This window comes from Prodigiosinella confusarubida (assembly GCF_002847015.1).
In the GTDB taxonomy this organism is placed as follows: Bacteria; Pseudomonadota; Gammaproteobacteria; order Enterobacterales; family Enterobacteriaceae; genus Prodigiosinella; species Prodigiosinella aquatilis.
In genome coordinates this window covers 681,927-708,789 of sequence record NZ_CP025085.1, presented here as the reverse complement: position 1 = coordinate 708,789, position 26,863 = coordinate 681,927, and the positions used below count along the sequence as shown (strand labels likewise).

Annotated in this window: 21 protein-coding genes; 6 read left to right on the top strand and 15 right to left on the bottom strand. The window is 50.9% G+C overall.

Going from position 1 to position 26,863, the window contains the following annotated elements; translation table 11 throughout:
* Positions 1–81: 81 nt before the first annotated feature.
* A complete protein-coding gene (locus CWC46_RS03250; RefSeq protein ID WP_021013627.1) occupies positions 82–2,388 on the top strand; it encodes a zinc/cadmium/mercury/lead-transporting ATPase in 2,307 nt (768 codons plus the stop codon).
* A gap of 66 nt (positions 2,389–2,454) precedes the next feature.
* Here the strand turns inward: CWC46_RS03250 and tusA are convergent, their stop codons facing one another.
* Entirely contained in the window at positions 2,455–2,700 is a 246-nt protein-coding gene (gene tusA / locus CWC46_RS03245; RefSeq protein WP_021013628.1) for a sulfurtransferase TusA, read from the bottom strand.
* Between the two features lie 219 nt (positions 2,701–2,919).
* Here tusA and CWC46_RS03240 point away from each other — a divergent pair, with 219 nt between their 5' ends.
* Both CWC46_RS03240 and CWC46_RS03235 read left to right on the top strand, forming a co-directional pair.
* A complete protein-coding gene (locus tag CWC46_RS03240; protein WP_021013629.1) occupies positions 2,920–3,597 on the top strand; it encodes a 7-cyano-7-deazaguanine/7-aminomethyl-7-deazaguanine transporter in 678 nt (225 codons plus the stop codon).
* Between the two features lie 142 nt (positions 3,598–3,739).
* Positions 3,740–4,303: a DcrB family lipoprotein gene (locus CWC46_RS03235; protein ID WP_021013630.1), complete on the top strand. Its 564-nt coding sequence runs from the start codon at positions 3,740–3,742 to the stop codon at positions 4,301–4,303.
* Positions 4,304–4,348: 45 nt separating this feature from the next.
* Here CWC46_RS03235 and CWC46_RS03230 read toward each other — a convergent pair whose 3' ends face one another.
* Positions 4,349–5,569 carry an MFS transporter gene (locus tag CWC46_RS03230; protein ID WP_021013631.1) on the bottom strand — a complete coding sequence of 407 codons (1,221 nt, stop codon included), beginning with the start codon at positions 5,567–5,569 and terminating at the stop codon, positions 4,349–4,351.
* Between the two features lie 246 nt (positions 5,570–5,815).
* On the opposite strand from CWC46_RS03230, the gene yhjD reads away from it, so the two are divergent.
* From yhjD to kdgK, 3 genes are all read left to right on the top strand, one after another.
* Positions 5,816–6,808 (top strand): inner membrane protein YhjD, encoded by a 993-nt coding sequence (gene yhjD / locus CWC46_RS03225; protein ID WP_021013632.1) that lies wholly within the window; start codon positions 5,816–5,818, stop codon positions 6,806–6,808.
* 56 nt (positions 6,809–6,864) lie between these two features.
* Positions 6,865–7,062: a 2-hydroxymuconate tautomerase family protein gene (locus tag CWC46_RS03220; RefSeq protein ID WP_021013633.1), complete on the top strand. Its 198-nt coding sequence runs from the start codon at positions 6,865–6,867 to the stop codon at positions 7,060–7,062.
* A gap of 178 nt (positions 7,063–7,240) precedes the next feature.
* Positions 7,241–8,182 (top strand): 2-dehydro-3-deoxygluconokinase, encoded by a 942-nt coding sequence (kdgK, locus tag CWC46_RS03215; protein ID WP_021013634.1) that lies wholly within the window; start codon positions 7,241–7,243, stop codon positions 8,180–8,182.
* Positions 8,183–8,327: 145 nt separating this feature from the next.
* On the opposite strand, the gene CWC46_RS03210 is transcribed toward kdgK, so the two are convergent.
* The 13 genes from CWC46_RS03210 to dppD form a co-directional block, all read right to left on the bottom strand.
* Positions 8,328–9,809, bottom strand: a complete 1,482-nt coding sequence (locus tag CWC46_RS03210; protein ID WP_021013635.1) for a M16 family metallopeptidase — start codon at positions 9,807–9,809, stop codon at positions 8,328–8,330.
* Between the two features lie 273 nt (positions 9,810–10,082).
* Positions 10,083–11,369: a dicarboxylate/amino acid:cation symporter gene (locus CWC46_RS03205; RefSeq protein ID WP_021013636.1), complete on the bottom strand. Its 1,287-nt coding sequence runs from the start codon at positions 11,367–11,369 to the stop codon at positions 10,083–10,085.
* Complete coding sequence (locus CWC46_RS03200) at positions 11,350–11,670, bottom strand: hypothetical protein (protein WP_021013637.1); 321 nt, start codon at positions 11,668–11,670, stop codon at positions 11,350–11,352. Before CWC46_RS03200 ends, CWC46_RS03205 begins: the two co-directional genes overlap by 20 nt.
* A 226-nt stretch (positions 11,671–11,896) precedes the next feature.
* Positions 11,897–12,895 carry a glycosyl hydrolase family 8 gene (locus CWC46_RS03195; protein WP_021013638.1) on the bottom strand — a complete coding sequence of 333 codons (999 nt, stop codon included), beginning with the start codon at positions 12,893–12,895 and terminating at the stop codon, positions 11,897–11,899.
* Complete coding sequence (bcsD, locus tag CWC46_RS03190) at positions 12,892–13,383, bottom strand: cellulose biosynthesis protein BcsD (protein ID WP_021013639.1); 492 nt, start codon at positions 13,381–13,383, stop codon at positions 12,892–12,894. Before bcsD ends, CWC46_RS03195 begins: the two co-directional genes overlap by 4 nt.
* A gap of 2 nt (positions 13,384–13,385) precedes the next feature.
* Entirely contained in the window at positions 13,386–17,144 is a 3,759-nt protein-coding gene (locus tag CWC46_RS03185) for a cellulose biosynthesis protein BcsC (protein WP_021013640.1), read from the bottom strand.
* A 13-nt stretch (positions 17,145–17,157) separates the two neighbouring features.
* Positions 17,158–19,653: a cellulose biosynthesis cyclic di-GMP-binding regulatory protein BcsB gene (gene bcsB, locus CWC46_RS03180; protein ID WP_021013641.1), complete on the bottom strand. Its 2,496-nt coding sequence runs from the start codon at positions 19,651–19,653 to the stop codon at positions 17,158–17,160.
* Positions 19,650–21,770 carry a UDP-forming cellulose synthase catalytic subunit gene (gene bcsA, locus CWC46_RS03175; RefSeq protein WP_021013642.1) on the bottom strand — a complete coding sequence of 707 codons (2,121 nt, stop codon included), beginning with the start codon at positions 21,768–21,770 and terminating at the stop codon, positions 19,650–19,652. Before bcsA ends, bcsB begins: the two co-directional genes overlap by 4 nt.
* An 88-nt stretch (positions 21,771–21,858) precedes the next feature.
* Positions 21,859–22,656, bottom strand: a complete 798-nt coding sequence (gene bcsQ / locus CWC46_RS03170) for a cellulose biosynthesis protein BcsQ (protein WP_021013643.1) — start codon at positions 22,654–22,656, stop codon at positions 21,859–21,861.
* On the bottom strand, positions 22,647–23,222 hold the full coding sequence (gene bcsO / locus CWC46_RS03165) for a cellulose biosynthesis protein BcsO (protein ID WP_021013644.1): 576 nt from the start codon (positions 23,220–23,222) through the stop codon (positions 22,647–22,649). The genes bcsQ and bcsO overlap by 10 nt, the downstream gene beginning before the upstream one ends.
* Positions 23,223–23,672: 450 nt before the next feature.
* A complete protein-coding gene (locus CWC46_RS03160; RefSeq protein WP_021013645.1) occupies positions 23,673–24,575 on the bottom strand; it encodes an EamA family transporter in 903 nt (300 codons plus the stop codon).
* Positions 24,576–24,869: 294 nt separating this feature from the next.
* Entirely contained in the window at positions 24,870–25,877 is a 1,008-nt protein-coding gene (dppF, locus tag CWC46_RS03155; protein ID WP_021013646.1) for a dipeptide ABC transporter ATP-binding subunit DppF, read from the bottom strand.
* Positions 25,874–26,854 carry a dipeptide ABC transporter ATP-binding protein gene (gene dppD, locus CWC46_RS03150; protein ID WP_021013647.1) on the bottom strand — a complete coding sequence of 327 codons (981 nt, stop codon included), beginning with the start codon at positions 26,852–26,854 and terminating at the stop codon, positions 25,874–25,876. Before dppD ends, dppF begins: the two co-directional genes overlap by 4 nt.
* Positions 26,855–26,863: the final 9 nt, after the last annotated feature.

The following is a 26,863-nucleotide window of genomic DNA, read 5'->3' as shown; positions in this document are numbered from 1 at the left end:
TTAAACGGGCTGACTACTGGTTTCCTCAGGTATGACGGTGTAAAGTTTCCGATGAGAATGACTATCAAACAGGAGTAACCTATGCATCCTCATCACCATACTGAAACCCCTCGTTGCCGTTGTGGCCACCATCACGAACCGGCTTCCGCGGCGTCGGCCCATACTGGCTGTTCAGCAATAGCCGCGTCGCTCAATCCGATAGCGGCAACCGAGCGTGATGGCGCCCACAGCGCATCAGATGACAGCGGCAGCGGCAATGCCGATACCGATGACCCCGACAGCGATGAGCGAGCTCCTCTCTCTCGTCAACGTTTCAGTTGGATAATCAACGGTATGGATTGCCCCAGTTGTGCCAGAAAAATCGAAACCGCTGTAAAATATATTCCCACCATTGATCAGGTCAACGTGCTGTTCGCTACCGAAAAACTGGTCGTCGATGCCCGTACCGATGTACGAGAACAGGTTCAGCAAGCCGTTCACAATGTCGGATTTACGCTTCGAACCACGGATACATCCTCCTCAGTTGTTTCCCAACCTTCCAGCGTTATGCAGGGCAACGGTTTCTTAATCCTGTTCGCTCTGCTGGCGATGGCAAGCTGGATGATATCGTTTATCTCACCTTCTAAGAGTGAAGCGGCCTTTTTCACCACAACGTTAGTCGGCCTGATACCGGTTATAAAAAAAGCCTGGCAGCTTACCCGGTCAGGTTCCCCCTTTGCCATCGAAACCCTGATGAGCGTAGCGGCACTGGGCGCGTTGCTTATCGGCGCTATTACCGAGGCCACGGTAGTGTTGTTACTGTTCATGTTGGGTGAACGATTGGAAGCGTACGCGGCGCAACGAGCCAGAAGCGGCGTTAGCGCATTAATGAAATTACTACCGGAAGAGGCCATCACTCTTCGTGGACAGAAGCGAGTTACCGTTCCTCTCACCGAGCTGATTCCCGGCGATATTATTGAAGTGTCTCCCGGCGGCCGGCTACCTGCCGATGCCCGGCTGCTGACCATTGACGCCAGCTTTGATGAAAGTGCCATTACCGGTGAATCCATCCCGGTTGAACATCATCAGGGAAGCCGGATCGCAGCGGGTAGTCTGTGTGTTGATCATGTGGTGCAATTGGAAGTGGTATCCCAACCGGGAAACAATGCTATTGACCGTATGTTGCAACTGATTGAAGAAGCAGAAGAACGTCGGGCTCCCATTGAACGTTTTATCGACCGATTCAGTCGCTATTACACTCCCGCCATCATGTTGATTTCGCTGCTGGTGATGATCGTTCCTCCATTGTTGCTGTCGCAACTCTGGCAACCCTGGATTTACCGTGGCCTGGCGCTGCTGTTGATCGGTTGCCCCTGCGCATTGGTCATTTCGACACCAGCGGCGATTACTGTCGGGCTGGCGGCGGCGGCACGCCATGGCGCACTGATCAAAGGCGGTGCTGCCCTGGAATCTCTCGGCACGTTACGTATTATCGCATTTGATAAAACCGGCACACTGACCGAGGGAAAACCACAAGTAACGGATATCATACCCGCAGAAATGGTCAGTGAGATGGCGTTGCTGGGCCGTGCCGCCGCCGTAGAATCCGGCTCACACCATCCGTTGGCACAGGCGATTATCCAGCGGGCACAAGCGAGCAGTAAGTTGCTACCTTTCGCAGAGGCTCGTCGCACACAAGCTGGCATCGGTGTGGAAGGCCGGGTTAATGGCAAACATATTCAGGTCAGTTCATCTTCCCGATTGTCTAACGACGTCCTCACACCTGTGTGGCAACAGCAGATTGAGCGGCTAGAAGGGGAAGGTAAAACCGTGGTGGCAGTACAAGAGGAAAACCAGATGTTGGGCTTACTGGCATTACGTGACGGAGTACGTCCGGATGCCAGCGCCGCACTTGAATCATTGCACAGTATGGGAATCCGATGTGTGATGCTAACGGGTGACAATGCGCGTGCTGCTGCCGCTATCGCGCAAACGCTGGGAATTGACTATCGTGCCGGTCTACTCCCGGCGGATAAGGTCGAGGCGGTCAATGCACTGAATCGGCAATACGCCACTGCCATGGTGGGTGACGGCATTAACGACGCCCCGGCGATGAAAGCCGCAACGATTGGCATCGCTATGGGCAACAGCACTGATGTGGCACTGGAAACAGCAGATGCCGCCTTAACCCATAGCCGATTGACTGCGCTGGTAATAATGATCGATTTATCCCGGGCGACCTACCGTAATATCCGTCAGAATGTGACTATCGCACTGGGACTAAAAGCGGTATTCCTGATTACCACGCTGATGGGTATTACCGGATTATGGCTGGCGGTGCTGGCAGACTCCGGCGCCACCGCACTGGTTACCGCCAATGCACTGCGGCTACTGAGCAAACGGGATTAATATTGCAAAGGGCGCTAAATATCATCAGGTGTTCAGCGCCCTGTAGACACGATACAAACGGGTATTTTACTGGCCTTTACGCAGCAGATAACGATACGGCAGTTGCTCTGTCATCTGGGCCAGCAACTCGTGCTCCATATAGCGGCAAAAACCCGGAATATCACGCGTAGTAGCAGGATCATCAGCGATGATCAGCAGCGTTTGACCCGTTTCCATCTGTCGCACAGTTTTGCGTACCATCATCACCGGCTCCGGGCAACGCAGTCCCTGTGCATCCAGCGTTTTATCCGGGTTGGTAAAGACATCAGCCATTAGAATTCTCTGTTTGCGGTGTTTGTAGTCAATAAAAGAGTAGAAGCGCCCTAGTTTACCTTGCGCATTTTTCGGTGCAAGCCATCAAAATACTTGCATGAAAAGTAACCATTGCAAAGATAAGACAATTGCGTATTATGCCGCGTCGTGCCGTAATATGAGGCGAAAAGATTTGTTACTTTTGGGTTCCCTCCCCCCAATAACCAAAAAGGTCATACTATGTTTCAATTTACTCCGCAGCAGCGACTCACCGCCCTATGCTGGTTGTCGCTATTCCATGTTCTGATCATCACGTCCAGTAACTACCTAGTACAGCTCCCTATCATGATTTTTGGTTTTCATACCACCTGGGGTGCGTTTACCTTTCCGTTCATCTTCCTGGCAACCGATCTGACGGTACGAATTTTCGGCGCACCGCTGGCACGCCGCATTATCCTGGCGGTAATGATACCGGCCCTGATGATTTCCTACCTGGTTTCCTCACTGTTTTATCAGGGAGCCTGGCAGGGTTTTGGTGTGCTGAGCGAAGTCAACATCGTGGTCGCCCGTATTGCTTCCGCCAGTTTTATGGCCTACGTATTGGGGCAGATTCTGGATGTACAGGTCTTCAATCGCCTGCGTCAACGCCATGCATGGTGGGTTGCACCGTCGGCATCTGCTGTACTGGGCAATCTCGTTGATACGATGGCGTTTTTCTTTATCGCGTTTTACCACAGCACAAACCCGTTTATGTCAGCACACTGGGGAGAGATCGCGATGGTGGACTATGCATTCAAAATCACGATCTGTACGATATTTTTCCTGCCAATGTATGGTGTAGCGTTGAATATGCTGCTCCGGCGCCTGAGTCGGCAGGAAAAAGATACCCCTTATCCGGCAGCTCAAAGCGAAAACTGATTTCGGAATAACCGGAAAATTATCTTCTTTGTCAGGTTTTACCGGTACAAGACAGGGTTTGTGACAACAAAACGCTTGTTTTTACTGCCTGAATCGGGTGCCATAACACCGTATCGGTTTTATTGACAAAAGAAGGGACCCAATGCCGAATATAGCAAAATACCTCGGAATCGGTCTGCTGGCGGCAACGCTGGCAGCGTGCGACGGGAATAGTGACAAAAACGCCGCGGTGCAAAGTAAAAGTGCAACGGCCGAAAAATCAGCGGGACAAACGGTTACTCTGCTGTCAGGGAAGCTGTCGTTTATCTTACCGGCAGGCCTGAGCGACCAAAGCGGTAAACTCGGCACTCAGTCGAACAATATGCATGTCTATGCCGACTCAAATGGCCAAAAAGCCGTGATCGTTATTTTGGCCGGCAACACGCCTGACACGCTGGCCGTACTGAGCCAACGTCTGGAGGATCAGCAACGTACCCGTGACGCCAATCTCCAGGTAGTGACCAACAAAGCGATTGAGATAGACGGCCAGAAACTACAGCAGTTGGACAGCATCATCACCAGCGGCGGACAGAAAGCCTATTCTTCCGTCGTACTGGGTAAAGTGGATAACCACCTGATGACATTACAAATTACCCTACCCGCAGGCGATCAACAGCAGGCACAAAGCGATGCGGAAAGCATTATCAGTACGCTAAAACTCCGTTGACAGAGGATCAGGGTCGTAAACGGCCCTGACACTGATATCACAGAATTACACTCGTCTTAATGTGTCTTCCGACACAATCAGGGAACGTCGGTACAACCGCCAGATCAGCAACAATCCCCCCAACAACAACAATGCCGCTGCGAGATAAATTGACGCGACACCGGTGTACCCCATCAGCACACCAGCAACCGGGCCCACAATACCCAGAGAGAGATCGAGGAAAATAGTGTAGGTTGCCAGTCCACTGCCTTGATTTTGTGGTGATACCGCTTTCACGGCAACGACACCCAGTGCGGGGAAAACCAGCGAGAATCCCGCTCCCGCCAGAAAGGCCCCTACTTCCGCCATCGCAGGATACATTGCCAGCCACACCAGCAGCAATCCCACACCTTCAACCACAAAACACACGAAAGAAACCGCCAAACCACCAAATCGGTTAATCACATTGGGAAACAGTAAACGGGTTCCGACGAAAGCACAGCTGAAAATACTCAGCGTCAATGCGGCCCCTTCCCAATGTTTATCGTCATAAAACAACGTGATGAAAGTGGCGATAACACCAAATCCGGCCGAGCCCAGGGCCAGAATAACGCCATATACCCATACTTTGCTCAGCACTTCGCGAAACGGTAATTTTTTCCCCGGTGTGGCGCTTACAGCCTGTCGTGGCAGCGCCAGCAGAATGGCGGCGGTTGTCACCAGCATAATGACCTTTGCCAACAGCATCAGCCCGCCCAGATGGTAAATCCACACCCCCAGCGGCGCTCCCACGGCCATCGCCCCATAGGTTGCAATACCGTTCCATGAAATCACTCGGCCAATATGCCGTGCCCCCACCACGCCGATGCCCCACAACGTCGCCCCGGTACCAGCAAAACTCTGCCCGATACCCAGAATGATGCGCCCCATACACAGCAATAATAATGCCAGCACCGGCGAAACATCATTCCAGGCCGCCAGCGCGTAGAAAACCCCACTCAATAACGCCCCTGCCAACCCCAGTACCACAACGTTTTTAGGGCCTTTTTCATCCGCATAACGCCCAGCATGCGGGCGGCTCAAGAGGGTAGCGAAATACTGTAGGCTGATCACCAACCCGGCCCAAAATGGGCTGTAACCAAGATGGTCGTGAACATAACCAGGCAAAACCGCCAGCGGTAAACCAATGGTCAGATAACTGGCAAAGTTAAACATCACCACGGAAGCAATACGCACATTAAGGCGCAACGCGCTCAGTGATGGTTCTGGCGGCGACAGAGCAGGCATGAGAGATTGACTCACTTAACATTAACGTTTGCGGGGCAAACGTGTTAAACGAAAGATTAGTGTTAACAGCAAGAATCAGCAGTATAAACAAGCCGGTCAAGACTTTCAGCGCTAATTGATGCCATATCAATTATTGTACTGATCACCGAGTATTGACCAACCCAAGTGCAGCGCACAAAAAACCGGAGTTATCGTGATGTCAGTTATAATCCATAGGATGGATGACCGTATTCAGGAGATAATGTCATGCCAGCGATGCCAGACCGACAACGTACCACACCGAAAACTCAGAGTAATGGCAACACGCCAGATCCCACATCATTACTGTCACGGATGAAACGGTGGAGTGAGCGGCTAAAAACGGTCCCTAGCGTAGCGCACTTTATCCGAGCCGGGGAACGCTTTAATGACCGGATGGGGAATCAGTTTGGCGCGGCCATCACCTATTTCTCTTTTTTGTCTCTGATTCCCATTTTGATGGTTTCTTTCGCAGCGGCGGGCTTCGTGCTGGCCTCCAATCCGGATATGTTGGCGGAACTGATCAACCATATCGTTAATACCATCAGTGATCCCAACCTGGCCAATACGCTGAAAAACACGGTCAATACCGCCGTGCAGCAACGTACTACCGTAGGTATTACCGGTTTACTGATTGCGCTGTATTCCGGCGTTAACTGGATGGGTAATCTGCGTGAAGCGATCCATGCCCAATCCCGTGATGTCTGGGAACGTAAACCACATGATGAAGAGAAACTCTATTTTCAGTACCTGCGCGATTTCTTTTCGCTGATTGGGTTGCTTATCGCCCTGATTATCACCCTGTTCCTGACATCAGTGGCGGGTACCGCACAAAGCACCATCGTTATTGCGTTGGGTCTGGACGGCATCGAATGGCTGCGACCGGTGATGACACTGATCACACTGTCTATCTCCATATTCGCCAACTATCTGTTATTTATCTGGATACTGTGGGTGTTGCCACACACCAAACCCCGACACAGCGCACTGCTGCGCGGCACACTGATGGCGGCTATCGGTTTTGAGATACTGAAGTTCGCCATGACGGTGGCACTTCCCTGGCTTGCCCGTTCACCTTCCGGCGCCGCATTTGGCTCTGTCATCGGCCTGATGACTTTCTTCTACTTTTTTGCTCGGCTAATACTCTTTTGTGCGGCATGGATTGCAACGTCAGAAGATAAAGGCGATAACACAGTGGATGACGGTGTCCCGCCACAATAGGCGTCACGCTCCGTAACGATTTTTGTACTTTATTACCCGAACAGACAGGAGAAAACATGCCTTTCGTTAATATCAGAATCACCAAAGACGGAGCAACGGCAGAGCAGAAGAAACAGCTGATTGCAGGGGTAACACAAGTGCTGGTGGATACCCTGGGGAAAAATCCTGCCACCACCATGGTTGTGATTGATGAAGTGGATACCGACAACTGGGGAATCGGTGGCCAGTCTGTAACTGAACTGCGTAAAAAATAACGCCACTGCGCCAAGCACACCGTGTATCGGATTGGGAAACTGCTGGTTTTCCGATCCACATCATGAAAAAATAAAACATCGTTTCATCGCTCTTGACTCTACGCAGTGTAATGTTGAGACTGACGCTGACTTTTTCCTGGTTACTTACCGATTTACTTTTTCAACAGGCCGGCTTGTCATGACTAAAAAAAACATTGCCATCATTGGCGAATGCATGATTGAACTGTCGCAAAAAGGTGCGGATCTCAGCCGCGGCTTTGGCGGTGATACTCTGAATACTGCCGTATATATTGCACGTCAGGTAAAGCCCGACGCGCTGGATGTCCACTACGTGACCGCGCTGGGTACCGACTCTTTCAGCACAGAAATGATAGCCGCCTGGCAGAGTGAAGGTGTCAAAACCGATTTGATCCAGCGTATGAATGACAAGCTGCCAGGCCTGTATTTCATCGAAACCGATGCCAGCGGCGAGAGGACGTTCTATTACTGGCGTAACGATGCCGCCGCCCGTTACTGGCTGGAAAGTGATGATGCTGAAACCATCAGTAAGCATTTGTCACAATTCGAGTATATCTACCTGAGCGGTATCAGTCTGGCCATCCTTAACCCGACCAGCCGTCAGCGTCTGATGTCCGTGCTACGTGCTTGTCGCACCAACGGTGGAAAAGTCATTTTTGACAACAACTACCGCCCACGTCTGTGGCAAAGCGAAGAAGAAACCCGGCAAGCCTATACCGACATGCTCTCTTGTACTGATATCGCCTTCCTGACACTGGATGATGAAGACATGCTGTGGGGCAAGCAGCCGATAGAAGAGGTGCTGACACGTACCCACAAACTGGGTGTAACGGAGGTCGTGGTGAAACGCGGTGCGGATTCCTGCCTTATTTCTCTGAAGGGTAAACCGCAACTGTTAAATGTTCCAGCCATCAGCTTACCGAAAGAAAAGGTCATTGATACTACCGCCGCAGGTGATTCATTCAGCGCTGGCTATCTGGCAGTGCGGTTGAATGGTGGCAGTGCGGAAGAGGCAGCCAAACGTGGGCACCTTACCGCCAGTACTGTCATTCAGCATCGCGGTGCCATCATTCCGCCAGACGCCATGCCAGCCTGGGCATAGCATCACTCATAACCGTTCTCCGTCACCCCAGGCGCCGGAGAACGCATGAAAGAAGCGCGCTCCAGAGAAGAGCATCCTCATGCGCTTTCTATATCACGTTACGCGCAAGTGATCAGCTTCAGGCCGATTGCATCAGCGTCGTTCATTAGGTTGCCGGAGCCGCTTCTACGGGCGTTTCCACCACGGCAGGAGACGCGCCTTCAGCTGGTTTCATCAGGCGGTTATACGTTTCCATCAGCGCTTTTATGTTGACCTCCGGCTCCCCCTGCTTTTGTACCATCACTAGCGTAGCATCTTGAGAAAATTGCTGACGTAACTCCTGATTCAACATTTCCAGTGTGATTGAGGACAAATAGTCATGACGTAGTTTCTGATATTGCTCCGGGGCGATATCGACGACGCCATTTCTCTGCGAGCGCAATCGCTGTTCCATAAGAATATCGGTGCTGGTACGGGCATAGGTAGCAAATAATTTGCTGAGCTCATCGGTTTTACGGGACAGCAATGTATCAAACTCAGCCTGGGATAAACCTTTATCCCGTAAATAAACCAGTTCTTTTGCCAGAAACACGACGTCTTGTTCAACTGATTCACTGGTGACATTATCCAGATGAATGGCGCACTGTGCCCGGCCATACATCACATTACAATCAAAGCGTATGTTGGTGTCTTTCAGAGGGCTTTCTTTCAGTGCCTGTTGCATATGCCAGAACAGCGCTTCCCGCGCCAGATCGCTGTGCCAGTAACGGGCTAACGCCTGTGAGTCTCGAATCTTTTGCCAGGGCCTATCCCAGACCAGAGAAATCGTGTCCTGCTTCGCATTGCTGCTCATCAAGATGACGGGTTCCGGCGGAATTGGCGACAATGTTGGCATAGGCGATGGTGATACGCGCTTGCCGTGTAATTTTGCGAAGACGTTATTAATCTGCTCGATGATACTGCGATTATCTACATTCCCTACCACATACAGCGTCATGGCATCCGGGGTGTACCAGGTTTTATAAAACTGGGACAACTGTTCAGTGGTAACCGGAATTTTCATCGGCTGATCAGGATCATGCGCCAGCAGTGTGGAGTCCTTCATCAGGCGATAATGCCAGCTGGGATCCCGTGGGTTGGCCGGTGCGGTTGTCACCGGGTCCATCGTTTTCAACGCTATGGCAATCCGATTATCCGTAATCTGTAGTTGACCCGCCGTATTTGCCAGCCAGTTCAGTGCATCCTTCAATAACTCGGGACGATTATTCGGCAAACTCAAATTGTAGGAGGTGAAATCATAGGATGTGGTGGCAGGTGGCAGTGGATGATCACTATCCGCTGATTGCCAAAGTGATGGTAATTGTCCCGCAGAGAAATGCTCACCGGGCGTCAGTGCCAGGCGAGGAATAAAATGGGAAAAGCCCGCTTGTTGTGCATTTTCTGACAGCGACCCGGTATTTATCACCAGACGTAATTCGATTCGGTCACTGGGGCGCTGGGGAGTGCTCAATAGTTGCCAGGTAAAACCATTATCCAGTTTTCCTTGTTGCCAGGCAGGATCCGGTTGTAGCGTTTCAGCCTGCACGTTACCGCCGACAACCGCCAGCAACATTCCACCAACTAAAAGACCTATTTTGGTGCCCTGCATGTGAACCCCTACTTTAATCACTATCCAATACGGTATGTTTTTTGTGAATGTCAGTGACACTTATCCCATCACCTTATGTCTGTGCACCACACAAAAAGAGAGGCAAAGTGTACCATTCCGTTAGACCGCACGCTTTTGCCTATGTCACTCAGCAGGATAAAATAATAGTAAAAAAGTTGATATTGCTTAACGTTAACACGAATTGGATGAAATTTACCCACAGCACTAACAGGCGCCGTGGGTAAAAGGCAGGGTAAGTTCAGGCAGGCGAAATCAGGATACGCGGGACTCCAGACCCTGACTCGATTCACGACCGGAGAGGACATCATCCAACTGTTTTTCATCCAGCTGGTTACACAGTTTAGCGACAACCACTGTCGCCACACCATTTCCCACCAAATTGGTTAATGCACGAGCTTCAGACATGAAACGGTCAATACCCAGAATCAGCGCCAGACCCGCCAACGGCAGATGACCTACCGCAGAAATCGTGGCTGCCAAAACGATGAATCCACTGCCCGTTACACCCGCGGCACCTTTTGATGACAGCAGCAGCACCACCAGCAGAGTAATCTGATGCCAGATATCCATGTGCGCATTAGTTGCCTGAGCAATAAACACTGCCGCCATGGTCAGATAAATAGACGTACCGTCCAGATTGAAAGAGTAACCGGTTGGGATCACCAGACCCACTACCGACTTCTTACAACCTACTTTTTCCATTTTATCCAGCATGCGTGGCAGGGCGGATTCAGAGGAAGAAGTGCCGAGCACGATTAACAGTTCTTCTCTAATGTAACGGATAAATTTAAAGATACTGAAACCGGTAATTCTGGCAATAGTGCCCAGTACAAGCACCACAAACAGCACACAGGTAATGTAGAAACAGATGATCAGTTGGCCGAGCTGTAACAGCGAACCCACACCATATTTACCGATGGTAAAGGCCATGGCTCCAAAGGCTCCGAGCGGTGCCAGACGCATGATCATATTAATGATACCGAAAATCACTTTGGAGAAGCTTTCGATGAAATTGAACACCAGATCGCCTTTCTCACCCAGATGATGCAGCGCAAAACCAAACATCACGGCAAACAGCAATACCTGCAGAATATTACCGCTGGCAAAGGCACCAATCACGCTGGACGGTATCACATCCATCAGGAATGGGATCACACCATGCTGCGAAGCCTGGCTGGCATAAGAGGAAACCGATGAAACATCCAGGGTAGCCGGGTCGATATTCATCCCTGCACCAGGCTGAAGGATGTTAACTACCAGCAAACCAATCATCAGTGCAAACGTACTGACGATTTCAAAATAGAGTAAGGCAATCGCACCGGTACGACCGACCGACTTCATACTTTCCATGCCGGCGATACCCGAGACAACGGTACAAAAAATGACTGGGGCAATAATCATTTTGATTAATTTAACAAATCCAGTACCCAGAGGTTTCATTTGCTCACCCATCTCGGGGTAAAAATGGCCTAACAAAACACCGAGTGTTATAGCTGTAAGCACCTGAAAATATAAACTTTTAAATATTGATTTTTTCATATTTATGCCCTTTGATAGGAAAACACCAGTAGGTAAAAAACGGATAAAACATGCCACCAGTGATTGCGCTGGAAAATAACATTGCCCTAACAAAGCGAACATCTTTTATAACTTTAGTTTGTGAGACGTTGGTTAAAAACAAGAGCTGAATCGCTTCCGCATCAGCATAGAAATAAACATTAATGTAAATTACAAGCAACATTTCGCACAAAAAGCCTGGGACGGCCGTAATACTTGTCAGCGTTAAGGCACCATGATCCCAGGGTACCCACGAAGTGAGACATCGCTGCGGGAGCTGCATTTCCGGTTCTCTTCCGGCAATCAACGCAAGTGAACAACATTACCGAAGCAGCAACTATTTTCGCCGCTGACACGAGCATCCGGCGGGACTAACGCCATGGGGAGAGGGGATGAAAGCACGCGTTCGTTCAGTTAACGATGGCTAAAATTCACTGCTTTATATGGGATTCAGGAGAGAATGGCGAAACCTGTTCTGGGGAAAACGCCCCCAGAACAGATGCCGATGATTATTTGCCGCTGGCCAACCAGGCTAACAGGTGCAAGCTGGCTGAATAGTAATCTTCGGATGGGCCGAGACTATCCGTTACATCACTGATATCACCCATTGTCAGATCGCGCACTGCCAGCAATCCGCCTTGCATATTGTAAGGCGCAGTACTGTTATTCAGCACATCGATCCAGGCAGGTGTCCGCAAACGGGCATAATTCCGCCAATAAAGCTGGAAAGGCACCAACGCCAACGTTTTGGCGTCATACCAGTAGAGGTACAAGGGAATGCGGATGGCATCGTAACTAAAACGTGCCGGCCAGGCAGTCGCTGGCGCCATACTTCCATCCGCATTGAGCGCCACCCAATCAACCGGTAAAGCCACCTCGCCAAAACGCATGTTGCTCAGCAAGGCCATACCATCGTCAATCAACTGACTCCATACCTGAAGGTGGCTGTGTCTGGCAAAATCACGCCAGGCTGGAAACAGAAAATAAGACGGGTTGAGAATCACATAACTATTTTTGTTAAAACCGACAGCGCCAGGCAACATCACAGTTCGTCCTGCAAATCGGATGATATCGTGGGCCACGATGGCTTTCTGAATAACGTCTGATGCTTGCAGATACTGTTTATCCCGCCATTTTTCTCCGGCTTTCAGTAGCGCCCATCCAATGAGCACATCACCATCCGAGGCATCATTCTTATCTGCCACCGGATTCGCGGCAGACGGAACATAACGCCAGTAAAACAGGTTATTACCCGGGTCTTGCAGATGAGTACGGGTCCAGTTCCACAGGCGATCAAACGCACGGCGATCATCATAATGCACCGCCAGCAACATGGCGAATCCCTGCCCTTCCGTGTGACTGATATCTTTATTACCCGTATCCTGAATACGCCCATCAGTCATCATAAAACGGCTTTTATAACTTTCCCAGCCACTGGCTGCCGTTGCCGATGTACTGAAGAAAACCATCAGTAACATTACCCACCCGCAACGCCATGCCTGTTTCATCGTGCTGTGCCTCTTGCCGCGTTCTGATAACGAAATAACAAAACGACATCACTGTCTGTTTTCTCACAAGACAGCAATATATGATCATTTCCATTCTGGGCGGATAACCAGCGGGAATAGAGTCCTTGCAGAACAGCACCCATCGCCATTCGCCATTGTTCACCCTTTAGCAGCCCATTATCACTATCGGGCAGCTCCAGATGAAAAATCTCCAGAGACTGCTCACCCGGCTGAATATCCACACATCCCCAGTGAAACATTGCCAGGATACGGTTAATTTCACACTCCAGCCCCTTCACAGTAACCGCTTCCTTCAGAGGATAGTGTTCAGCCAGTTGCTCACCAGTCTGGCGTAGAAAAGCGGTGGCATCCTGTTCGCCAGCATTATCTATCATCCCTCCGACCACTACATTGAGAAGGCTTATCCAGCCAGGTTGAAACTGCTGCTGACGATAATAGTCCAGTGTTTGTTGCTGACGTTCACTCATGCTTATTTATCTCCAAGCCCATAACGGAAGTAGAGTTGGGCTGTTGTTTCGTTATAGCTGCCGTAGGTGTCATATCCCATCAGTCCACCAATGGTCATCTCTTTGTTGATCCGATAATCCGCCCCGAGATGGACGTTATAGCCAATACCGCTTTTGCTGTCTCCAGAATAGTAGGACTCTGTGGCATCAGTGGTCTCCAGCGCACTCTGCAAGTCCGGATTATTAGGATAATAGGCACTGCGATCCTGAGAGTAGGATTGATAACCGATAGAAACGCCCGCCTTAAGGCTTAAGTCATCATATCGCTGACTCCATTCCACCGGAAACGACAGTGATACATAGTCCTGCGGGCTGAAATAGCCGCCCTGCCCATAACTGTAATAACTGAGGTTATTGGCAAAATTCATCCAGCTAATGCTGATACCAGTTTTCAGCTCATGATTGCTGTCATGATACGGGCGGATATAGGCACCGGCATTGGCCATCACACCGGTATTACTTTTTACGTTCTCGCCCATGTAGTCGTAAGCACCGGCACCACCGTAAAAGCCCACGTCCCCATTATCGTAACTAAGCAGTACACTGCCGCCGTTCTTGGTAACCTGCCCCCAATGCTTACCGTTGAGTGAATCACGAGCCCCCACATAAGACAGCAGGCTGTCGGTCACCGCACGCCGTTCCCCGGTCAACACCAGTGTGAGGTAGTCCGTCAGCTTCGGTGACCACTGCACGCCACCCAATATGGTGCTCAGATCTTGCCCCAATGGAGTGCTGCCCAGATCCAACTTGTATTTTTTGCCGGTCATGGACAGATTCAACTCTGTACCGGAGGCATGCTGGCTGCTGGGCGATGTCTGCGTCGTCGCCCCGGAACCAAAACGCCAACTGTTGGTGGCATCCACCGTTCCGGCACTGAGTGTCACCGGCGTTGCGGTAAAATTAACGCGCGTATCACCAAACGATCCGCTGGACCAGGTCAATGGGGCTTTGAACTCTGTCAGCTTGCCCAGGCCAGACTCACCATCCCGACTCCGCATCTGCACCCCGGCTTGCAACCAACTGCCGGTGTCATGCTCCAGATCGTCCATCATGCGGTTAATCTGATTAAACGTTTCGACCTGCTGTGAAGTCACTTGCTTATTATCAGCAGTGGTAATCAGTGCATTGGGATCACTCCCGGCGATCTGCTGCCATGGCATCACGTTACGATAAGCGGTCTGAGCGGTGGTACGGTTAGAAACCAGCTCGGTACGATTGATAAATGGATTATCCGTCACACTCAGTCCACCGATCGCCGGTGCCTTGCCGGGGGCCGCGCCTTCCAGTCCCACCGCTTTCGCATGGGCGGCGCGCAGATAAACGAGAGCCTGTTCTTTATTGCCCTCGGCATCCGACACTCGGGCCATCAGCAACAGACGAGCTGGCGTCTGTTCACCTTGCAGACCATTAGCCAGCGATCGTGCCTTCGCTACATTATTCTGCGCCAGCGCGATGTTGATGGCTCCGGTTCGCGCATCCTGCTGCGGGGTGTCATGGGCCATCAGGAAGGCATAGACTTCCGCCGCCTCTTTGTTCATCTTGCCAGCCTGGTAGAGCCGCGCCATGGCAAACATCAAGTCGGTATTCTTTGGCTGCTGTTGCAGAGCACGGGCCAGTTTGTCATAGGCCGCAGCATACTGCTTATTCTCCCGCAGGCGGTCCGCATCCTGAATCACAAAGCCAGTATTCAACGCATCCAGTTGCGACTCGGTACTACGTGCCACCAGTTCTGGTCGGCTAAGCCAGGCCCGCGCTTCATCAGATAATCCCGCCTGATTCAACACGCTGATCTGAGCGGCATAATCCCCGGCATTCCCCTGAACGCCTCGCTGCATATTATTACGCACCACCGTGACTGCGGTACCGATATCGCCCGCAGCGGCCAGCGACCGTGCCAGATTACCAGCATCGACCGGATTCTCTGCTGGCGTCACCGTCAGCGCCCGCAACGTATTGGCAGCGGCGGCGTTTTCACCATGCGACAAGTAAACCTGTGCGGTCGCCATCTGCAAATTAAAGTTGGCCCGCTGCGCCAGCTCGCGAGTGGCGGCATTCTGACGACGAGCCGGGATCCGCGACAATAGGAGGCGCACCTGTTGCCAGGCATGATTATCACTGGCAAACAGTGCGGCGGCATACAGCTCATCAGCACTGGCATCGGACCGAAATAGCGGCTGCATCAGGGCTGTGGCTGCATTCATATCGCCTTGCTGATGGTAAAGGCGTGCCAGGTCGAGCCGTAACCAACCATTGTGCGGAAAACGCTGGATGCCCTGTTGCAATAACTGTATCGCCTTCGAGGTATTGCCCGCCGCCAGCGCTTGTTTCGCCTCATTGCGCACCGGATCGCCATTGTCCACCGGGTGAGGCTCGATACCTTTACGCACGCTCGCCGGCAGGGACGCAACCAGAGCATTCGCTTCCGCTATGCGATTTTGCTCCCGTAACACATAATAAAGTCCTTCTTTGGCGTTACGGTTATCCGCATTCGTTTGCAGCACGCTGCGGTAGAGCTGTTCTGCCTGAGACATCTTATTGGTGCGACGCAACACATCGGCGCGGAACAGTTTCGCCGACACGCCTTTGTCGCCGCTCACCTGAACCAGCGGCTCACTGAGTGCCAGCGCTTGCGCTGTGTCACCGGTCTTCATTGCCTGCTGGGCTTTAGCCAACTGGGCATAAAACCGGGCATCTTCTGCCTGTTGATGGCGTTGGGCGCTGTCATTGCCCCCCAACGTGGATGCACGCTCCAGATAAGACGCCGCCGTAACAAAATCACCGCGTCGCTGGGCGGCATAACCCATCCCTGCCAACGCATCCGAATCCTGCGGGTTGGCTTTCAGTACAGTCTCAAACGCCTTCTGCGCATCAATAAAATCACCGCGGTTCAGCGCCTGAAAACCTTTTTCTTTCTCATCACCGCCCACATTCTTACGGTAATAATCCATCACTGCACTATCCTGGGGATGCCGTTGTTGATAGGCCTGATAAAGCGGCGCATCATCCGCCTTCGGCGACAACCACAACAGCGCCTGACGCATCGCTTGATCAGCTTCTTTGCTACCGGAGGCCAGTTCACGAAGGTGTGTCAATCCCTCGCGGCGGGTCGAATCCTGATAGGTCAGCGCCTTGGCCAACGCCACTTCCGCCTTGCTATCCTGCGGATGAGCAGCCACGAATCCTCGTAATAAATCAATGGCTTGCGGACGAAGCGTCGGGTCACCCGCCATGGTCAGATAATACTCTGCCGCCACACTTGCTGGCGGCTGGTTCCCGACAAACAGATTGCGCCAGGTTTGCAATGATGCGGTGATATTGCCGCTACGTGCCTGTTGTCGCGCCAACGCCAACTGCGCTGGCGGAATAGCCGCCGACTGCCGGGCATTATCCAGCACCTGCAGGAGCGGGTCATTAGGCGACACTTTACTCAGTCGTGCACGCCATTTTGCCGCTTCCGCGTTGTCGCCGCTACTCTGGGCGTATAACGCCATCAGGTAGAGCGCCTGTGGATTATTAGCATCAACCAACAGGATTTTTTGCAGCGCATCACGAGCGAGATCATCATGGGAACGCTGATGCCAATAATCCGCCTGTTCAAACAACGCTTTCAGTGCCGGGTTGGCCTCTGCTGCCAGCGCAGGCAAAGAAAATGCGCTGGCGACGATGACACTGGTCAGGCATAACGCTTGGCGAATTCTGGCTGTTAACACAGTCATCTTCATTATGGTGGCTCACTTAGTCTTGTTTTGTGCCCGAATCACGCCGGGAGGACAGCCTTTTTTTCGCTTGTCGCTTCAATACACCGGTCAATCCCATTCCCAGTATTGTGGCCAGTAACAGCCCCAGCACGGCTAACAAGGCAGAATGCTGGCTGGCGTACCAGACAAGCATCAGATACCAAGGCATCTCACCACGAGGAAACTGTGGACCGACCCGGAAACTGCGCGCACCATTTTCATCCGTGATGATGGTGGTATCACCGCGAACCGCCGCATTAATATGGGGAGAATTCAGATCGCTATAGAGCTTCAGCAATTGTTCGTCACTGCTGCCGGTAGCCATCACCACCACACGTTGAGGGCTCCACGGTGAGCGATAACTGATAAAACCACGCCAGTCGCCGTTAGACGAAAAATAGCGATCCGCTTCCATTGATGAACGCCCCCAATCACCGCTCAACAAGTTACGCAGATGTTCCCAGACATTCGGCGTACTGACGCCAAGCATATGATTGTTGACGTTGTAGGGGGAGTCGGCCAGCATCCGCTGATTAAACCCGGTCTGCTGAAGTGAACTCACAGCCAACACATCGCTGTTGTCGAGCTTTTGGCGTTCAGCCTCAGAAGACGGCATACCAAACATCACATGGTTATGGTTAAGGCTGACACCGGTGGTATCACCAGCACGGCCAGCCAGATCCAGCAACAAGCTAATTTCCACATTGGAAGGCGTTTTCGGTAACATCATCACCGTCTGGGCGTAGTCGGCCAGGCGGGAGAACGGGTAAGCGGCACCGATGAAATAAGACAGATTCGGCAACATCGTGAAATGACGAGTCTTGGTCAGATCGATGAAAGAACTGCCCAGAATCTGACTTTTGATGTTGTTGCTTAACAATGCATTACAGGGCGCATCCGCTTTGGCGTGAATATTGAAATAAAGCTGGAACTGGTTGTAACCGTAAATCAAGTAAGGATCGACCTTCAGCGTATAACTCTCCTGACGGATATCCCCACCCAGTTTCCGCCAAAGATGCTGCAATATACCGGCTTTATCCACCGTCAGATTGTGCAGGAACGTGCCATTGAGCATCACATTCAGGAACGAATGATCTTCATCAATCCAGCTTTCCGCAGGAAAACGGTAATCCAGCTGCACCGGGATAGTTTGACCATCCCACAAGAACAGATCTGGCGCCGCGCGGAAATTAATGTGCAACGCGTCATGCCATATACCGCTGACAGTCATACTCTGATCTTTACGCAACAGATCACTCAATCGCACTGGGTGATCGGTAGTGATCCAACGTGGCGCGTCATACGCTTTGCGTAACGGGATCATTTGTGGCGTCACCGTCAACGACGATCCGTCACCGGTCAGCGGTTGACTTACCAGACGATAAGCGGCTTGCCGCAGTTGGCCTTCGTCATTACCGATCACCAGCATTAACTTGTAAACCGGGTTAATCGGGTTATTGACCAACTGTAGTGTCGGGCTGGTTACCTGCGGCAGGGTCAACGTCCCTATGCGTTCACCTGGCAGACCAAAGACAATACCGTTTTTTTGTGGCAGTGAGTCCCGCAGCACCGGAAATGTCACACCACGACCATCCATCTTCAGACCCAACCAGGAGGCCACCAATGCCGCCGCACTCACCTGTGCTGGCGTCACCTCTGCCGGAAATACCATCGATACGGCAGTCGGTGTCATTCGTAACGGGTCAATAAAAGGTCGTGGGAAATGTGATATACGCGTACCAAGATCCAGTTGTTGGCCTTCCAGCTGTAACCGGGTCGACGGTAGAATAGTCAGGTTGTAATGTGTCGCGCTGTCACGTTCACATTGCAGGCGATCTGCACTGTCAATTCGAAAACTGAGGTTATTGTTGGAGACTATCATCGCTGGTGGAATATCCAGTTGATAGTTGGCCGTTTCACCCGCGGCAGCATTCAGTGGTACAGATCCTAATGGCTGACCATTAAGCATCAATTGTAAGGACGTATTCAGCTCAGCCAGCTCTGGCGACACTCGCAGGGCGAGATCGAGATGTGCGTTGGTCACGACGAGATCTTCCGGCAATGTGAAGATAATCCCGGTCTGTGCCTGACCGCCCGCCAGGGTCATTCCCTGGGGTTGTCCCATTTGCGCCACAGAGATACTGCTAGACAACGGCAGATAACCTGGACTGACCACATCAGTCGCACTACTTACTGCATTAGCGGCGGAAGGCAACCAAGGTACCGCCACCTTGGATGAACGTTCTGACGATGTGCCAGATGTTGACTGTTGTGATAACAGTTGCTCTGGCACGACGATAGGCGCAGCAGATATAGCGGACTTGGCAGACGATGTGCTCGACACGCCTGAATGCGAACTGTCACCTCCGGGGCTGAGTGTCGCCGGTACAGTATCATCCCGGGTGTCCCCGGCCGCCAACGCGACATTACCCGCCAGTGCCAGAGTGCTGCCCATGCAAATCAGGAGAATAACGCTAAGGAAACGTGGTGTCATACCGACATGTCCTCCCCTTTGCCCAGCGATTTATTCGGTGATGAGCCTGAACGGGCAGTTTTGCGACCCGGGCTTTTTAGGGTCAGCCAGAAAAAACTAAATACGGTGCTCACTACCATCCACAGAGAATGCAGTGGCCGGTCTTGCGGCCAGGGTGGATCAATCCACGCATCAGCTCGTGTCAGTACCACTCGCACCAGCGCTCGGCGCTGGGCCAGTGGGATATCATTAAAACACAGACGAATGGTGTCATCGTCAACCGTGATAACTTGCACGGCCAGACAGATCTCATTAGATTGCGACAACAGTCCAATGGCTTCTATTTCGTCATGTTCATGGCGCTGATCCGGTACCTTGATCTGGGCGCCCCCCATTGAGAGGTTGATGGTGCTACTACGAGAAACCGAACCGCTGGCGTAGTAAATCATAACCGGCATATCGACATCGATACGGATGGTTTTACGTACCTGCCTTGTTTCACGAGCCACAGCAATAGCGGCCAGCAATGTCAACAGGCTGAACATCCCCCACACGACATTAAACAGCGTTACATAGGGGTCAACATTGAAGTAATTATGAGCAAACATGCGCACCAGATTTATGCTCACGCCGATAGCCAGCAAGATCGTGGCAACAATATGTGGACGTACGATGCGAAAATCAAAAAAGCCGTCATCCAACAGTCCACCCTTGTCCGTAACATGAAATTTGCCGCGCTTTGGTGCGAACAGGGTGACAATCGTAGGGATCACCAAATGAAATGCCATCACCGTTTCATAGATTTCGCCCCAGAAGCTATAGCGGAAACGCCCATTCATCCGTGAATTCATATACAGGGACATCACCAGATGCGGCAAAACATAGGCGAAGATCATCGACGCCGAAGAGTGAATAATATTGAGATTAAACAATAAATAAGCCAGTGGTGCGGTCAAAAACACTACCCGTGGCAGGCCAAACTGGAAATGCAACATGGCATTGAGATAGCACAACCGTTGCTGCCAAGTCAGCCCACGTCCCAACAACGGGTTATCAAGGCGAAAAATCTGTGTCATGCCGCGTGCCCAGCGAGTACGCTGAATCACATGCAACACCAGCCGCTCAGTAGCCAGCCCGGCTGCCAGTGGAATGTTCAGATAAGCAGACTTCCATCCGCGACGCTGCAATTTCATGGCGGTATGCGCGTCTTCCGTCACGGTTTCCACCGCAAACCCACCGACTTCCTCTAGCGCCGAGCGACGCATGACTGCACAGGAACCGCAGAAAAAAGTCGCATTCCATGTGTCATTCCCTTGCTGTACCGGACCATAGAACAACTCACCTTCACTCGGTATCCGCTGAGCCGCCTTCAGGTTGCGTTCAAATGGATCCGGTGAATAAAAGTAGTGCGGCGTTTGCAGCAACGCCAATTTTGGATCGGACAGGAACGGCCCAACGGTTGCCTGTAAAAAAATACGCTTGGCAACATGATCACAGTCAAACACGCAGATCAGCTCCCCTTGGGTAAGCGTCATCGCATTGTTAAGGTTCCCGGCCTTGGCATGAATATTGTTGTCACGGGTGATATAGCCGACATCCGCGTGTGCCGCAAATACGGCAAACTCACTGCGTTTGCCATCATCCAGCAGATAAATCTTCATTTTATCGTGCGGATAATCAATACACTGTGCCGCCAGCACTGTATCCCGCACTACATCCAGATTTTCGTTATAGGTAGGAATATAAATATCCACCGTAGGCCACAGACGCATATCATCAGGCAATGGCTCAATGGTGCGCTCCAACGGCCATAGGGTCTGCAAAAAACCCAGCAACAAAACAACCAGGACATAGAGTTCCGAAGCAAATAATCCTATACCCAGAATGGCTTCAATATCAGAATTAAAATGCAGTGTTTCCGTGGCGCGCCAATATATATACCGAGTTGACATTAACACCGACAAAATAACTAATATGACCGTAATATGACGTTGTTTATTACACCCCAGCAAAAACATCATGGCGATGCTTATCAAGCCAAATATATATTGTTTTTGGCTGTCCATCGGGGTAATAATAATTACCACCGCAACTGGTATAAAAATCAGTAGCAACAGATAAAGCAGGATCTTTTTCATTGATTATCCTGATGCTGTGTGATGAAAAAAATTCATAAAAACCCGTCCTTACTATAAGTGACAGGAGTAATATTAATTTCTTATTTGATTAACGTATTTGTATATTGGTATGGACTTCGCCATTACCAATTCTTATATTCAGCAGGCCAGCCACACGTTTTTCAATTAATTCAATATCAAAAGCCGCGGCTGAAACAGAGCTGACATCAAAAATAGAACGCTGGGATGCATTCGCTTCAACCACATTTTCATCACGATGTACGCTACCAAGCAATTTATCAGCCATACGCTGTTCCACAACAGCGCTCACCTGATTACTGATTGTACGGCGATTGTCCACCTGATTGAGCAACAGATAATGACCTTTCTTTTGATTCAAGGCCTGACCAATCATTCTATTATCGTCAATGTGTGGCATCAGCGAAAGCGATGCGGTATCCGCCATCATCACTACCAAATGCAGGTCTGCCAAGTCGGTCATAGCCTTCAATGCAGCACTGGGACCGGACGGAAAATCAGCAATAATAACCATGCCTGGATAATTCAATAATGTGCTCAGACCGCGCCGTAAAAATTGAGGGTCCGCCTCCAGATTATGCTCAAAGGCCTGACGTTGCGCTTCTGTGACACTACCGTATGGCAGCACAAAGATATTATCCTTGGTGTTCAGTATCGACTGTCCCCAGTCGGCTACTTCACCAGACTTCGCCACATAACCGCGCTCATCAGAAACAGGCACACCAAAGTGCAGACGTAATGCATTCTGTACGTCAAAATCAATCGCCAGAACTTTACTTCCACCTCGAGCCAGCGAGTATGCCAGATTGGCGGCTATAGTCGTTTTACCCACACCCCCCTTGGGTGAACAAACACAAACTAACGGCATGATGCAATCCTCTCCAGCAAGGATTTAAGCAACACAGCCTTTGGAGAAGCGTCAGATTGATGGTCATTCTGGTCACGAACAGTGAACAAATGCCGGAAGCGATTAGCGTCAGGCGTTGCCGAAACGGGAGCCACAACGGGAACATCTGCGCTGGCAGGCGCGGTTTTCACAGCCGTACTGGCAGGGGCAGTTTTCACAACAGTCGTGTTTACTACGTCGACAGCCGACTGTACCAGCGGTGATGGATTGGCCTGCGGTAACATTGTTTCAATGGAGTGGACAAGGGTACTAGACTTATCGGATACCGATGGTTTTGCGCCTTTGTCTGGACTGGAAGCATTCATCAATCCGGGAAGTACACCCTCCCCGGTAAGCGTGAGTTGGGTGATATTTATCAGCTGATCGGGTAATGGCGCATCCTCATTTTCCTGATTGCCTGATAGGTGTTTAATAATAGGCCAGCCTGGAGTTTCAGATTGAAATAATGGCCCGGTAATTTCCTTGAAGTTAATATCTTTTATCTGGGCTTTGTCCTTAAAGCGCTGCATATCATCATAGCTTTTCATCTGATCTATATTTCCCTGGGAGGGTAATTGATTAGCACGTTACAAAGCAAAATAGCTGTCTAAGAGCATTCTTATACCGACATTTATGATAAAGGTAAATTCCTTAACTAAAATAATTGTATGCTATGTTGGTAACAGAGTATTTCTTAGTGTAAAAAAAGAGATAAATAAAGAGAAATATCAGACGTAAAAATTACAATATGACAATAAAAATAATATTTAGACAATCTAATAAATAAAGGCCGAAAGCCAGAAATATTATGAAACACCTATCATAAACTTTCGGAAACCTAACGGTACATTGGAGTATTGAGATATAGAGTTTAGTTTAATCTAGCTAATGAATAAATTTAATCTATTAAAATAATACACCGGTATTCGTCAGTAGCAAATAGGTTATTCCAGAATGCTTTGCCGGGGATGCGCCTCCCCGGCCAATGATACCAAGACCTACCGAGCCAACGTTAATGATAGCAAACGGGCGCCGAATACATTCACCAACAATCCCAGCATAATCAGTAATGTTCCCGTTATCTGTAACAAAGATAATGTCTCGCCGAGCAGCACCCCCGCACTCAGCAACCCGACGACGGGGACCAGAAGCGACAATGGCGCTACTCGCCAGGTTTCATAACGCGCCAGCAGATTTCCCCAAATGCTATAACCAATAATGGTGGCAATAAACGCCAGATATATTAGAGCCAGTACAGTCGACAGTTGGATATTTACCAGGCTGGAAACGATCACTTCCCGACCTTCAAACAGCCACGAGCAAAGCAAGAACGGCCCAACTGAAATCAATGCTCCCCACACCACCAGAGACATAATCTGAATACGGTATCGACTCATGATCAATTTATTACAGATATTACCGCACGCCCAACACAGCGCCGCACCCAGCGAAAGCAGCAGGGTACTCTGTGTCACACCTACAGTGGCAGAGCTAGCCGTTCCACTTTCGGCCAGCAGAACAATACCCGCTGCCGCGACCAGAATACCGGCTACCTGATTCCACTTCAGCCGTTCTCCCAACAGTAATGCACCAATCAGCAGCGTGAAAAACGCCTGAGCCTGTAACACCAGCGACGCGACACCCGCCGGCATTCCCAGCTTGATGGCGCAGAATAAAAAAGCGAACTGACCAAAACTAATCGTTATGCCGTAGGCCACCAACCAGCGAAAAGGCAAACGGGGAACCGGTACAAAAAAAATGGCTGGCAGCGCCACCAATAAAAAACGCAGCCCAGCCAGTAAAAACGGAGGTATATCGTGCAGACCAATTTTTATCACTACAAAATTGAGACCCCATATCACCACGACACAAAGCGCTAACAGCATATCTTTTATCGACATCAAAGGTTCCTTTCTATGAATCAGGCCGGCACTTTACCTGAGCACACCCACCCACCAGGATGCACTAGCGTCCAATAAAATTACACTCAAATACGGCTGATAAACATATACAGAACGGTATGATTCAAAGCAGACAACATGTGCGTTTATAACAATATTTATAATGTTTTATAACGACAATGCCATCCCCCGCACGTGTACAAGGAATGGCATGGTTCGGATATTCAACGCGATTCAGTTAAGCAGGGCTGATGTCAGACTGGCCGTTAGCCACCAGTCCTTTACTATCAGTGGTTATGCTCCTTGACCTTCTTCCTGATCAACAGCGAAACAGGCCACCAGCTGTCCATCATAGTTTTTCAGGTGCGGCTGCAACTGAGTACAGGTGCTGAAACAGCGCTGGCAACGCGCGTTAAACGCACAGCCCGGTGGTGGATTCAACGGGCTGGGGAGTTCACCAATCAGTTTGATGCGCTCACGACGCATGTCCGGGTTTAGACGCGGCGTCGCAGACAATAGCGCCTGCGTGTAAGGATGACGTGGATTACTGAAGATGGCGTCTTTGCTGCCTTTCTCTACACAGCGTCCCAGGTACATCACCATCACTTCATCAGCGATATGCTCCACTACCGACAGGTCATGGGAAATAAACACATAAGACAGTCCCATATCCTGCTGCAAGTCCATCATCAGATTCAGTACTTGCGCACGCACCGAGACATCCAGCGCAGAAACCGGTTCATCGGCAATCACCACGTCCGGGTCCAGCATTAAACCACGGGCGATAGCGATACGCTGGCGCTGACCACCAGAGAACATATGTGGATAACGGTCGTAATGTTCGGTTTTCAGCCCGACTTTCGCCATCATAGCCAACGCTTTTTCACGACGTTCGGCCTTACTCATATCGGTATTGATAACCAGTGGCTCTTCCAGGATCTGACCGACTTTTTTACGCGGATTGAGTGATCCATAAGGATTCTGGAACACGATCTGAATCTTCTGTCTCCGCAGTTGCTGCGCCGTTTGATCCGGCTTCAGCAGATCCTGTCCCTGGTAATACAATTCACCCTGGGAAGGAATTTCGATCATGGTCAGCAGACGCCCCAGCGTAGACTTGCCACAACCAGACTCACCCACCACCGCCAGCGTTTTACCTCGTTCCAATGTAAACGAGACACCATCCAGCGCTTTCACCAGACGTTCCGGTGCGAACAGGCCGCTTTTTACCGGGTAATGTTTTTTTAAATCAATCGCCTGCAACAGCCATGGCTGTCCGGTTTCATTCATGGTCAGGCTCATACAGTCGGCCTCCCCGCATCATCCAACGGTGTGTGACATTTCACCTGACGTCCCGGGATATCCCGCAGTTCAGGCTCTTCCCGGCGACAAAGATCGGTGGCGTAAGGGCAGCGTGGATTCAGCAAACAGCCTTGCGGACGGTCATATTTCCCTGGCACCACACCCGGCAGCGACGCCAGCCGGGATTTATCCGTCGAGAACTCCGGCAACGCACGTAACAACGCCTGGGTATAGGGATGACGCGGCGCACGGAAAAGATCTTCCGCCTTACCGGATTCCACTACCTGACCGGCGTACATCACAATAATGTGGTGTGCCGCTTCCGATACCAGCGCCAGATCGTGAGTAATCAAGATCAGCGCCATATTTTCTTTCTGCTGCAGTTCCAGCAGTAGTTCGATAATCTGCGCCTGAATAGTGACGTCCAGCGCCGTGGTTGGCTCATCAGCGATCAACAGTTTAGGACGGCAGGCTATTGCCATGGCGATCATCACACGCTGGCTCATTCCGCCCGACAGCTGGTGCGGGTACACATCCAACCGCGACGCCGGATCGGGAATCCCCACCTGTATGAGCAGGTCAATAGCCCGCTGACGACGAGTCCTGCGATTGCCACCCTGATGCACCTTGATAGCTTCCATGATCTGAAAGCCTACGGTGTAACACGGGTTAAGGCTGGTCATCGGATCCTGGAAAATCATCGCCACTTCCGATCCCACCAACTGACGCCGTTCTTTTTCTGAAATCCGCGTTAAATCGCGCTGGTTGAACTCCAGCTTGTCGGCCATCACTTTGCCGGGATAGTCAATCAGCCCCATGATCGCCAATGAACTGACCGATTTACCGGAGCCGGATTCCCCGACGATGCCCATCACCTGTCCCTGTTCCACCTGATAGCTGATACGGTCTACCGCACGAAACGGCAGCCCTTCATCACCAAAGTGTACGGACAGTTTATCTACATTGAGTAATGCCATCTCTCTACC